Source organism: Bradyrhizobium sp. LHD-71 (assembly GCF_031157255.1).
Classification (GTDB): Bacteria; Pseudomonadota; Alphaproteobacteria; order Rhizobiales; family Xanthobacteraceae; genus P52-10.
Window position 1 is genome coordinate 91,486 of record NZ_JAVIFX010000015.1, and the last position, 11,916, is coordinate 103,401.

The 11,916-nt window shown below is 64.1% G+C and carries 13 protein-coding genes; 7 read left to right on the forward strand and 6 right to left on the reverse strand.

Features of this window, described 5'->3' with window-relative positions:
- Positions 1-155: 155 nt before the first annotated feature.
- Together RCO31_RS17935 and RCO31_RS17940 are read left to right on the forward strand one after the other, a co-directional pair.
- On the forward strand, positions 156-1,238 hold the full coding sequence (locus RCO31_RS17935) for a D-TA family PLP-dependent enzyme (protein ID WP_308969799.1): 1,083 nt from the start codon (positions 156-158) through the stop codon (positions 1,236-1,238).
- Positions 1,239-1,439: 201 nt separating this feature from the next.
- Positions 1,440-2,726, forward strand: coding sequence for an MFS transporter (locus RCO31_RS17940; protein WP_308969800.1), 1,287 nt, complete (start codon positions 1,440-1,442; stop codon positions 2,724-2,726).
- An 88-nt stretch (positions 2,727-2,814) separates the two neighbouring features.
- On the opposite strand, the gene RCO31_RS17945 is transcribed toward RCO31_RS17940, so the two are convergent.
- A complete protein-coding gene (locus tag RCO31_RS17945; protein WP_308969801.1) occupies positions 2,815-3,900 on the reverse strand; it encodes an OmpA family protein in 1,086 nt (361 codons plus the stop codon).
- A 20-nt stretch (positions 3,901-3,920) separates the two neighbouring features.
- Here RCO31_RS17945 and RCO31_RS17950 point away from each other — a divergent pair, with 20 nt between their 5' ends.
- Positions 3,921-4,670, forward strand: a complete 750-nt coding sequence (locus RCO31_RS17950) for a hypothetical protein (protein ID WP_308969802.1) — start codon at positions 3,921-3,923, stop codon at positions 4,668-4,670.
- A gap of 342 nt (positions 4,671-5,012) precedes the next feature.
- Entirely contained in the window at positions 5,013-5,387 is a 375-nt protein-coding gene (locus tag RCO31_RS17955) for an MAPEG family protein (RefSeq protein WP_308969803.1), read from the forward strand.
- Positions 5,388-5,506: 119 nt separating this feature from the next.
- Here the strand turns inward: RCO31_RS17955 and RCO31_RS17960 are convergent, their stop codons facing one another.
- Complete coding sequence (locus RCO31_RS17960; RefSeq protein ID WP_308969804.1) at positions 5,507-5,893, reverse strand: VOC family protein; 387 nt, start codon at positions 5,891-5,893, stop codon at positions 5,507-5,509.
- Positions 5,894-6,198: 305 nt separating this feature from the next.
- Here RCO31_RS17960 and RCO31_RS17965 point away from each other — a divergent pair, with 305 nt between their 5' ends.
- From RCO31_RS17965 to RCO31_RS17975, 3 genes are all read left to right on the forward strand, one after another.
- Positions 6,199-6,888 (forward strand): YafY family protein, encoded by a 690-nt coding sequence (locus RCO31_RS17965; protein ID WP_308969805.1) that lies wholly within the window; start codon positions 6,199-6,201, stop codon positions 6,886-6,888.
- Positions 6,889-7,107: 219 nt separating this feature from the next.
- Positions 7,108-7,323, forward strand: a complete 216-nt coding sequence (locus RCO31_RS17970) for a hypothetical protein (protein WP_308969806.1) — start codon at positions 7,108-7,110, stop codon at positions 7,321-7,323.
- Between the two features lie 252 nt (positions 7,324-7,575).
- Positions 7,576-8,244 carry an RraA family protein gene (locus tag RCO31_RS17975; protein ID WP_308969807.1) on the forward strand — a complete coding sequence of 223 codons (669 nt, stop codon included), beginning with the start codon at positions 7,576-7,578 and terminating at the stop codon, positions 8,242-8,244.
- A 232-nt stretch (positions 8,245-8,476) separates the two neighbouring features.
- On the opposite strand, the gene RCO31_RS17980 is transcribed toward RCO31_RS17975, so the two are convergent.
- The 4 genes from RCO31_RS17980 to sdhC are packed head-to-tail and all read right to left on the reverse strand — an operon-like array spanning position 8,477 to position 11,913.
- Positions 8,477-9,259, reverse strand: coding sequence for a succinate dehydrogenase iron-sulfur subunit (locus RCO31_RS17980; protein WP_308969808.1), 783 nt, complete (start codon positions 9,257-9,259; stop codon positions 8,477-8,479).
- A gap of 29 nt (positions 9,260-9,288) precedes the next feature.
- On the reverse strand, positions 9,289-11,109 hold the full coding sequence (gene sdhA, locus RCO31_RS17985) for a succinate dehydrogenase flavoprotein subunit (protein WP_308969809.1): 1,821 nt from the start codon (positions 11,107-11,109) through the stop codon (positions 9,289-9,291).
- Between the two features lie 4 nt (positions 11,110-11,113).
- Positions 11,114-11,518 (reverse strand): succinate dehydrogenase, hydrophobic membrane anchor protein, encoded by a 405-nt coding sequence (sdhD, locus tag RCO31_RS17990; protein ID WP_308969810.1) that lies wholly within the window; start codon positions 11,516-11,518, stop codon positions 11,114-11,116.
- Positions 11,515-11,913, reverse strand: a complete 399-nt coding sequence (gene sdhC / locus RCO31_RS17995) for a succinate dehydrogenase, cytochrome b556 subunit (protein ID WP_308969811.1) — start codon at positions 11,911-11,913, stop codon at positions 11,515-11,517. The genes sdhD and sdhC overlap by 4 nt, the downstream gene beginning before the upstream one ends.
- Positions 11,914-11,916: the final 3 nt, after the last annotated feature.

Sequence of the window (11,916 nt, forward strand, 5' to 3'; positions counted from 1 at the left end):
AAAAGATCGGTCCCCGTGGTGAATTTCACTACCAAATGCGGAACCGGCCTGTATGTTCACTCGTGCACACTTGTACTGGTGAAAGTTCCTTGCGCGCGGTTGATTTGCAAGGAGAAAATGGCGCCAGTGCATTTCTCTCGCCCCACGGATAGTCCATGACCACACCCCTCGCGCAGAAGATTGCCCGCGAATACGGCACGCCGGCCGCCGTGATCGACATGGATCGCGTCGAGCGCAACATCGCTCGCGTACAGGCCCAGTGCAATTCGGCCGGGCTCGCCAATCGCCCGCACATCAAGACGCACAAGAGTCCGCTGCTAGCGGCTCTGCAACGCGACGCTGGCGCGAAAGGCATCACCTGCCAGAAGCTGGGCGAGGCCGAAGTGATGGCTGACGGCGGTCTCGACGACATCCTGATCAGCTACAATCTCCTGGGCGAGGAGAAGATGGCACGGCTTGCCGCCCTGATGCGGCGCGTCAACGTCACGGTCGTGGCCGACAACCCTACCGTGATCGCCGGGCTGCCACGCGCCGCCGCGCAGGCAGAACGCACACTCTCCGTCGCCGTCGAGTGCGATACGGGCCGCAAGCGCGCCGGCGTGGAGACGCCGGCCGAGGCCATCACCCTTGCAAAGGACATTGCCGGCGCCAAGGATCTCTCGTTTGCAGGCTTCATGATGTATCCAACCGAGAGCGGCTGGGACGAGGCGCAGGCCTTCTATGACGCGGCACTGAAGGGCGTGCGGGAGGCGGGACTCGAACCGAGGCTGGTCTCGACCGGCGGCTCACCGAACCTGAAGAACCTCGGCAAGCTCAAGGGAGCGACCGAACATCGACCAGGGACCTACATCTACAACGACCGCATGCAGGTTGCGGCCGGCGTCGCCACGCTCGACGACTGCGCACTGCACATCTACTCGACCGTAGTCAGCCGCGCTGCCGCCGATCGCGGCATTCTCGACGCGGGGTCAAAGACACTGACGTCGGATCCTGGAGGCGGCCTCGACGGCTTCGGCCTGATCATCGAGCATCCGGAGGCGAAGATCGCCCGCTTTGCGGAAGAACACGGCATGCTCGATCTCTCGCGGAGCAACACGCGACCGAATGTCGGCGACGTCGTGCGGATCGTTCCCAATCATGTCTGCGTCGTCGTCAATATGGTCGACGAAGTCGTCATGGTGCGCGGCGACGAGATCGTCGGCACGCTGCCGGTCGCTGCGCGCGGCAAGCTGCGGTAGCGGATCGCGGCTCAAACGAGCGTCGAAGTCAATAACCTCCTCCGTCATTGCGAGGCGCAACGCGACGAAGCAAACCAGCGCAACAACTGTGGCCAATTCAAATTGGATTGCTTCGTCATGGGCGAGCGAGGCGACGCCGTGCGTCGAACGGCTATGACTCGCAATGACAATCATCGACTCATTGCCAAGAGCTAGTGACCCATGCGCGTTCCTTTCTTCTACGGTTGGATTGTCGTCGCCGTCACCTTCGTGACGATGGGGATCGGCGTCAACGCGCGGACCTTCTTCTCGCTGCTGCTGTCGCCGATCGTTGACGAGTTCGGCTGGCATCGGGGCGTGACCGCAGGCGCATTCTCGTTCGGCTTCCTCATGTCGGCGATCTTCAGTCCGCTGATCGGGCGACTGATGGACCGCACAGGACCACGAACCGTGATGGAATCAGGCGTCGCGCTGATGGCGGCGGGCCTGCTGCTCGCGCCGCTGACGAGCGAGCCGTGGCATCTCTACCTGACGATCGGCGTGCTGGTCGGCGCCGGCAGCGTCTGCCTTGGCTATTCCGGCCAGTCGCTGTTCCTGCCGAACTGGTTCGTGCGCAAGCGCGGGCTGGCGATCGGCATCGCCTTTGCCGGGGTCGGCATCGGTTCGATCACACTGTTACCCTGGATGCAGGTGTTGATCGAGCGGGCGGGATGGCGGACCGCCTGCTGGACGCTGGGCCTGTTGATTCTCGTCGTCCTTGCACCGATCAATCTGTTGCTGCGCAAACGGCCCGCGGACCTGGGATTGCAGCCCGACGGCGATGCCGCGCCGACGCTGGATTCTCAGCGCCCGACCAACATCGTCGATCGCGCCTGGGCATCGGTCGAGTGGACGCTGTCGCGCGCGCTGCGTACGCAGCGCTTCTGGTGGCTGGCGCTCGCGTACTTCTCCGGCCTGTACTCCTGGTACGCGGTGCAAGTCCACCAGACCAGATATCTGATCGAGATCGGATTCTCGGCGAGCGCTGCGGCCTGGGCGCTCGGCGCCGTCAGCCTCATCGGCATTCCCGGTCAGATCTGGCTCGGGCATCTCTCGGATCGGATCGGCCGCGAATGGATCTGGACCGTGAGCTGCCTCGGGTTCGCCATCTGCTTTCTCATGCTGATCGCGCTGAAGCACGCACCGTCCATGCCGCTGCTTTATCTGATGGTGATTGCGCAGGGCTTCCTCGGCTACGGCCTCACATCCGTCCTTGGCGCCATCGCGATGGAAATCTTCGAGGGCAAGCACTTTGGCGCCGTTTACGGCACGCTCACGCTCGCGGGGCTGGTGGGCGGCGCAGCCGGTCCATGGATCACCGGCGTGATCCACGACCAGACAGAGAGCTACGCGCTTGCGTTCTGGATCGGCATGATCGTTTCCGTCGTGTCGATATTCTCAATCTGGCTGGCGGGCCCGCGCCAGATCCGCGCGGTGGCAGGGCAGATGCACCGCGTGAAGCCGTCGTAAGGCCCGTCACTGCGAGGCCAGCCGTTCAACGCGCGACGTCGCTTCGCTCGCTTATGGGATGTGCCTTTCACAATGACGCCGCGCTTCCTCAGCGCCGCGGCGGCGGCGTGCCGGCGGGCGGCGGACCGACAGTCTGGTTCTGACCGGTCAGGAGCGGCGTGATGCGGCGGATGGTCGAACGACGGTTGGCGCGCTCCGGACCGTCCGTCGCCACCTTCAGATATTGCTCACCGTAGCCTTGCGACGTCAGATTCTCCGGCGGCACCTGGAATTGCTCGGTGAGCACTTGCGCCACGGCTTCCGCACGCCGATCCGACAGCGACAGGTTGTCGACATCGGGGCCGACCGCGTCGGTGTGTCCTTCGATCAGGAACACTTCTCGCGGATTGCGAGAGATCGCCTGGTTGATGCCCTGGGCGATGGCGGCAAGCTTCTGCGCCTGGTCCTGCGTGATCTCCCATGAGCCGGTCTCGAACGTGATCGTGTCGAGATCGATGCGCGGCATGCGATCACGCACCGCGGGGCTATAGCGGATCTCGTCGAGCGTATAGCGGCGATCGATGCGCTCGACCGGTGGTGCGATCAGCGTTTCGTAGATCAGCCCCGGATCCGCCTCTTCCGCCTCGACGATGTAGCGCTCTTGCGGGATGCGAACGACCGGCGGCGGCAGATCGACATAGTAGCCGCCGAAACCAGGCGCGAACCCCGGCCGCGGACGAGGCCGGAACGAGTTGTCGATGATGATGACTTCGCGCCCACGGTCGTCGCGGCGAATGCGACGAAGCAGCTGACCGTCGCGGTCGTTGACCGTGATGATTTGCGTACCGTCGGGACGAACGACGATCGTGCGCGTCTCAGCGCCGTGCTGGCGCACCTGCACATCGCGCGCGCCGTAGCGGAAGCGGTCGATTTCGTTGTGGCGCACAAACGATTGCCCGCTCGGATCGCGAATGATGACACGCCCGGGTTCGCGGATGATCGTGCGACCGCCTTCCTGCGTCTCGCGGCGTTCTGAGCGGAACCGCTCGATCTGCCGCGGCTCCGGCCTGTCGCTGCGCGAGATCGGCGCAACCGCAGTCGCAGGAGGCGGTGGCGGCAACGGAGCAGCGACCGTGGGCGGCGGAGGACGTCTGACTGCGTCGGGCGCCGCACGTGTGGCGGATGGCGCCTGCATGGCTCCCGCCGGAGCGCCAGGTGCTGCAGGCGGCGTCCCCGGAGCAACCTGCGGCGGCACCGCGGATGGCGCTGGCGCGCCCGGGGCATCCGGACGGGGGCCACCATCGCGCCGTTGCATTTGCCCGGAGGGTTGTCCCGCCGGCGGCGTGGTCGAAGGCGAAGGGGCCGCTGCAGGCGGCGGTGCTGCGGGCGCCGCAGCTGGGGGAGCCGCCGCCGGTGGCGCGGACGGCGCGGATTTCGTCGCAGGCGGTGGTGATGGAGGTGCCGATGGTGCGGACTTCGTCGCAGGCGCAGGCGGTGGCGGCACTGACGGTGCAGATTTCGTGGCCGGTGACGGCGCTCCCTTCTGCTGCTCCGACGGCGCGGATTTCTGAAGTTGCTGCTGTGGCGCCGGTGGTGGCGCTGACTTCTGCTGCAACGCGGGAGGCGGCGTCGGCGCAGGCCTCGGCTGTCGAGGCGCATCAGACGGCGGCGCCTTCGGTTGCTGAGGTGGCGGCGGCGGAGCTGCCTTCGGTTGTTGCGGCGGAGGAGCCGCAGCCGGCGGAGGCGCCGGACGCGGCGCAGGTGCGGCTGCCGGCGGAGCTGAGGGTGCCGGACGTGCAGGCGGAGCTGCAGTCGGTGGCGGCGGCGTGGCAGGCCGCTGCGGGGCGGCCGCGGGCGGCGGCGCAGGCCGTGCAGGCGCGGCAGCTGGCGGCTGTTTTGGCTCCGGCCTCTTCTGTTGTCCTGGAGGGCCCTTTGCGTCATCCGGCCCAGGCGCTTGGGCGATGATGCGACTTGTCTCCGCGCGGACGTGTTCGTGGGTCAACGCTAGTGTGGAGATCGCAGTCGTAGCCAACAACAGAAGACGAATTTTGGTCATAGAGTTTTCGGACCCCGGCAGCTTTTCGATATTTGGTTCCACTTAAGGAAACCGACGTATAGCCATGAATGGCAGTGTTGAGGGCCGGAATAAGGCGCCGCGCCTGCTAAATTTCGCGCTTGGCGATGCAACATTCAGCGCACATTCACACGCGACGCGGGTTGACATGGCCGTCCGTTGACGTTGACAGGCGCACAACGCGCCCGCACCGAGAAAGTCGATGCGGGTCACCGCTTTTGAGGGAGGACTTCATGCCGTTCGCTTACTGGTGTGTGCTGATCGCCGCACTGATGCCGCTCGCTCTTGTCAGCTACGCGAAATTCGGCTCGTACGACAACCACCATCCGCGCGACAACATCAGCGAGTTGCCGGACATGAAGCGGCGGGCCTATGCCGCGCACCAGAATGCCTACGAGAACTTTCCGTTCTTCGCGGTTGCTGTGATCACCGCCACGTTGTTCGGCGCATCCATCTCGACGGTGAACATCCTGGCGGCGCTCTACATCGTGCTGCGCGGCATACACGCGGTGCTCTACATCGCCGATGCGGCAACGGCGCGCTCGGCCGTCTATACGGCGGGCCTGCTGGTGACCATTGCCATCTTCGTGCTGCCGGCATTCGAGTGATTCTGTCTCGTCCTGTGGAGCGAAGCCGCGCATCTCGAAGGATGACTTTCGGGCCCCCACATAACCACCCCCCTGGCCTCATGGTTCGAGACGCCGCTTCGCGCTCCTCAGCATGAGGGTCAGGGACCCGGCTTGTGGCAGACGGCCTCGATGTTGTGGCCGTCCGGGTCCAGCACGAACGCGCCATAATAGTTGGGATGATAGTGCGCACGGATGCCGGGCGGACCGTTGTCTTTCCCGCCGGCGGCGATTGCAGCCGTATAGAACGCGTCCACGGCGGCGCGGTCGGTAGCGAGGATCGCGACGTGTACCGCCTTTTCGAGGCCGCCCTCGCCGCCAATCCAGAAATCCGGCTTGCCGTTGCGACCAAAGCCCGCAGCCGGTGCATCATGTTCGTGCTGCTGGACCTCCATGATCAGCGTGTAACCCAGCGGGGCGAGCGCCTGCGCATAAAAGGTCTTGGCGCGGTCATAGTCGGAAACCGGGAAACCGATGTGATCGATCATGCGACGCTCCAGGATGAGTTAGAGGCGCTAGTGTCCCGAATCCGACGTTCGCAATACTTCGCGGCACCCTCGGTGCGAACTTCGGATTCGATAAGGACACTAGCAAAATCATAATTCTAGTGTCGTTTATGGTTCAGAAATTCGCTCCTCGGAATGGCCGCACGCGATGGAGCGAATTTCTGAACCACGACACTAGTGTAGCGCAACCGGCGGTGAGCGGGTCCGCCGGGCGCCGCAAAACTGGACAAATCTCCTGACAGAAACTGACAGCATCCATGCTAGGGTAGTTCATCACAGGAGCCCCCGTGTCGCGCGCCGAACGCCTGCTCGAACTCTTGCAAGTCCTGCGCCGCTACCGGCAGCCGGTGAGCGGGCAGACGCTTGCCGACGAGCTTGGGGTCAGCGTCCGCACGCTCTATCGCGACATCGCGACCTTGCAGGGTCAGGGCGCAGCGATCGACGGCGAAGCCGGCCTCGGCTACGTGCTGAAGCCGGGGTTCATGCTGCCGCCGCTGATGTTTTCAGAGGAAGAGATCGAGGCGCTGGTGCTCGGTTCGCGCTGGGTGGCGAAGCGCTCCGATGCGCAGCTGGGCGCGGCGGCACGCAATGCGCTCGCCAAGATCGTCGCAGTGCTGCCGCCGGACCTGCGCGACGATGCCGACAACTCACCGCTCCTGGTGGCACCGGGCCAGATGATCTCGATCGGCGAGAACGAGCTGCCGACGATCCGGCGTGCGATCCGCGCCGAACGGAAGATCGCCATCGACTATCGGGACGACAAGGGGCGCGACTCGAAGCGCACGATCTGGCCGTTCGCACTTGCCTATTTCGATCGCGTGCGCGTTGTCGCAAGCTGGTGCGAGCTGCGTCGTGACATCCGCCATTTCCGGGTCGACCGCATCGTCGCGTTGAACGTGACCGACGAGCGCTATCCCCGCCGCCGCCACGCGCTGCTGAAGGACTGGCGCGATGCTGAAGGCCTCGCCGCGCCGTAGACCGGATTGCCGGCTTTAGACGCCGTCCGGCTTCGCCGCGCGACTGGCGCGTCATCAAACGATTGAGGCTCACAAACCGTCGCGGCCAGGCAAGCGCCATTCGGATGGCGCAGCGGCGATATCTTTGATGCTGACACTTTCTGGCAGCACTCCACTGGCTACTGCCACTTCCTGTCAGCATGATGCGCTATATCAATCTTCAAGATTGGGGAGATTGATATGAGAAAGCTGAACTTCATCCTGCTTTACATCTGGAGCGCGCTCGCATTCGCAGCCGCAAGCAAGGCCCAGGTCAACAAGCCATATGGCGAGTGGTTCAAGGTGGGCGTGCGCGTCGTACAGCAGCAGCCTTTACCGTTCGACCTCGGCCATGCGCTGCTGGCGCTGGATTCGGACGGGCGATGGCTGCACGCGGCCACCTCTATGGTGGCATGAGCGCCCAGCAAACCTTCGGAGATTGACAATCTGCCGCTTTGCTTGCCACTAGTGCCCCGGTTCTAACGTTCGCAGAACCTTGCGGCGACCTCGTCTGCGAACGTTAGAACCACAAGGGGCACTACCGACTTTATAAGCTCGTGCGCTTTTTGGATTTGACGTTCGCACGCAGAACTCGCGGCAATGCTGGTACGAACGTCAAATCCAGCGCACGAGTGCCGACGAGCAAGATCCAAGGGAGGCAAGCGGCCGATGATCGGATTCCAGATAATCCAGTGTACGCGCAAGGTCGACGCATCGACCGTCGCAAAGTTCCGCAACCTGCCGGTCGCCAACATCTCAGATTCGATGTCGCGGATGACCGCCGGTGGTGCGCGCCTGCGGCCGATGCATGCGGGCGGCGTGCTCGCGGGTCCGGCGTTGACGGTGAAGACGCGGCCCGGCGACAATCTGATGATTCACAAGGCCTTGGACATCGCTGCCGCCGGCGACGTCATCGTCGTCGACGGAGGCGGCGACCTGACCAACGCTTTGATCGGCGAGATGATGGTCGCACACGCAGAGCACCGCGGCATCGCCGGCCTCGTACTCAACGGTGCGATCCGCGACTATGACACCATCCATGCCGGCTCGTTTCCGGTATTCGCCGCGGGCATCACCCATCGTGGTCCGTACAAGGACGGCCCCGGCGAAATCAACGTGCCGATCGCGATCGATGGAATGGTGATCGAGGCGGGCGATCTCATCATCGGCGATGGTGACGGGCTGCTTTGCGTGCCCTACGCGCAGGCCGAGGACATCTACAAGGCCGCGAAAGCGAAGAACGACGCGGAACTCAAGCAGATCGCGGCGATCCGCAGCGGCACCAGCGACCGGGCCTGGGTCGACGCCACGCTGAAGAAGCTCGGTGTGATCGGCTGAGACAGGGTCTCTCGCAGTGACCGGTCGCCTGGGTGGCATAGGCGGCCGCAGGGCGCCGTTCTTTTCTTAAGAACGCCGATGCTTTGCATCGGCTATGGCGCAGCCCGGATGGCGCCTCGACACGGATTGACTCTGTGGTGTGCCGAGGAGCGGCCCATAGGCGAACGAAGCGACGCCGTTCTTCGAGCGGCTATGGCTTCGCGCCGCTCCACCCGGGCTGCCGCTACTGCGGCTAGACCTGCCGTTCGACCATCTTGAACTTGAGGTCGGCGATCGCCTTCGACGGGTTGAGTCCCTTCGGGCAGGCCTTCGCACAGTTCAAGATGGTATGGCAGCGGTAGAGGCGGAACGGATCCTCGAGGTTGTCGAGCCGTTCGCCGGTTGCTTCGTCGCGCGAATCGTTGACCCAGCGGTTCGCCTGCAGCAGCGCAGCCGGACCGAGGAAGCGGTCACTGTTCCACCAGTAGCTCGGGCACGAGGTCGAACAGCAGGCGCAGAGAATGCACTCGTAGAGCCCGTCGAGCCGCTGCCGATCCTCGTGGCTCTGCCGCCATTCCTTCTGCGGCGTCGGCGAGGTCGTCTTCAGCCACGGCTCGATCGAGGCATACTGCGCGTAGAAATTCGTCAGGTCCGGGACCAGGTCCTTCACCACCGGCTGGTGCGGCAGCGGATTGACCTTGATCGGACCGTCGCCCACCTCGTCCATCGCCCGCGTGCAGGCAAGCGTGTTGGTGCCGTCGATGTTCATCGCACAGGAGCCGCAGACGCCTTCACGGCAGGAGCGACGGAAGGTCAGCGTCGGATCGATGTTGTTCTTGATCCAGATCAAGCCGTCGAGAATCATCGGCCCGCAGTCGCTCAGATTCACATGATAGGTGTCGACGCGCGGGTTCTTTCCGTCATCGGGATTCCAGCGGTAGACACGAAACTCGCGCGTTTCGGTCGCGCCTTGCGGTTTCGGCCACGTCTTGCCTTCGGTGATCTTCGAGTTCTTTGGCAGTGTAAATTCGGCCATCGGACGTTCCTGACGAAAAAAGGCGCGCTTCAGTACACCCGCGCCTTCGGCGCGATGTACTGGATTTCATTGGTCAGCGTATAGCTGTGCACGGGACGATATTCGATCGTCACCTTGCCGGTGTCCTCGAACCACGAGAGCGTGTGCTTCATCCAATTGGTGTCGTCGCGCTCGGCGAAGTCCTCGCGCGCATGCGCGCCGCGGCTCTCGGTGCGGTTCGCTGCCGAATTCATCGTCACCACGGCCTGACCGATCAGGTTGTCGAACTCGAGCGTTTCGACCAGGTCGGAATTCCAAACCAGCGACCGGTCGGTGGTGGCGAGATCGCCGACGCCTGAATAGACCTCGTTGATCAACTTCACGCCTTCGGTCAGCACCTCGCCGGTGCGGAACACGGCGCAGTTATTCTGCATCACCCCCTGCATGGCCGCGCGCAGCTTTGCGGTCGGCGTGCCACCATGGGCATGGCGGTACCTGTCGAGACGGCTGAGCGCAAGATCGGACGCGCCAGCGGGAAGGTCCGGCTGCTTGGCGTTGGCCTCGAGCCGCTCGGCGCAGCGCAGCGCAGCCGCGCGGCCGAACACGACCAGATCGATCAGCGAGTTGGAGCCGAGGCGATTTGCGCCGTGCACCGAGACGCAGGCCGCCTCACCCACCGCCATCAGTCCCGGCACGACGAAGTTGTCGTCGCCGTTCTTGCGGGTGACGACTTCGGCATGGAAGTTGGTCGGGATGCCGCCCATGTTGTAGTGCACGGTCGGCACGATGGGGATCGGCTCGCGCGTCACGTCGACTCCGGCGAAAATCTTCGCCGATTCGGAGATGCCCGGCAGCCGCTCGTGCAGCACCGCCGGATCGAGATGATCGAGGTGCAGGAAGATGTGGTCCTTGTTCTTGCCGACGCCGCGGCCCTCGCGGATCTCGATCGTCATCGCGCGCGAGACCACGTCGCGTGACGCCAGGTCCTTCGCTGACGGCGCATAGCGCTCCATGAAGCGCTCGCCCTCATTGTTGACGAGGTAACCACCCTCGCCGCGCGCACCTTCGGTAACGAGGCAACCCGAACCATAGATGCCGGTCGGGTGGAACTGGATGAATTCCATGTCCTGCAGCGGCAGGCCGGCGCGCAGCACCATTGCATTGCCGTCACCGGTGCAGGTGTGCGCCGACGTGCACGATGCGTAGGCGCGGCCATAGCCACCGGTGGCAAGGATCACCGTCTGCGCACGGAAACGATGCAGCGTGCCGTCGTCGAGCTTCAGCGCGATGACGCCGCGGCAAGCGCCCTCCGAATCCATGATCAGATCGATGGCGAAGAACTCGATGTAGAATTCCGCCGAATGACGCAACGCCTGGCCGTACATCGTGTGCAGCATGGCGTGGCCGGTGCGGTCCGCAGCGGCGCATGTGCGCTGCGCCTGAGCCTTGCCGTAATCGATCGTCATGCCTCCGAACGGCCGCTGGTAGATTCGACCGTCTTCGGTGCGCGAGAACGGCACGCCCCAGTGCTCCAGCTCGTACACGGCTTCCGGAGCGTTCTTCACCATGTATTCGATCGCGTCCTGGTCCCCGAGCCAGTCCGATCCCTTGACGGTGTCGTACATGTGCCAGCGCCAGTTGTCCTCGTGCATGTTGCCGAGAGCTGCCGAGATGCCGCCTTGCGCCGCAACCGTATGCGAGCGAGTCGGGAAGACCTTGGTGATGCACGCGGTGCGCAGACCCGCCTCGCTGCAGCCGACGGTGGCGCGCAGGCCTGCGCCGCCGGCGCCGACCACCACGACGTCGTAAGTGTGATCCTCGAAGGTGTATGCGCCGCCGTTGATATGTGGCGCGCCGTTGCCTTGAGCCATGAGACTAGACTCCGAAGGATAGTTTCAAGATGGCGTAGATCGCAGCCAGCGCCACCGCCACCGAGAAGAAGTTGTTGCCGATGATCAGAGCCAGCTTCAGCTTCTCGTCATGGACGTAGTCTTCGATGATCACCTGCATACCGATCTTCATGTGCCAGACGCTGGCGATCGTGAACAGGGTCATGACAATAACGACGAAGGGCGAGCCGAGAATCTGCGTCGCCGCCGCATGATTGCGACCGAGCAGCATCATCACGACGACGATTACAGGTATGATCAGAACGATCATCGCGACGGCGGTTACGCGCTGCCGCCAGAAATCGCTGGTGCCCGAGCGCGCCGAGCCGAGGCCGCGTACGCGGGCGAGCGGCGTGCGTATCGAAGACATCGAAGAGTTGGGACCGCTCATCGCAGGCCTCCTGCGGCAAAGGCAATGATCCACAGGACGATCGTCAGAGAGACCGAGCCGATCAGCGCCGCGCGCGTCAGCCACTCGCGCTCGGTCGGGCCGAAGCCGTAGCCAAGGTCCCAGATCAGGTGGCGCACGCCACCCAGCAGATGATGCACGAGCGCGAAGGTGTAGCCGAACAGGACGAGCCGGCCGAACCAGCTGCCGATGAAGCCCTGGAATGTCGCGTAGGCCGCAGGTCCGGATGCGGTCGCCAGCAGCCACCAGACGAGCAGCAGGGTCCCGGCATACAGCACCATGCCTGTCCCACGGTGAACGACGGACATGGCCATCGTCAGAGTCAGGCGATAGGTCGACAGATGAGGAGAAAGCGGACGTTCGATATGCTGTGCCATCGG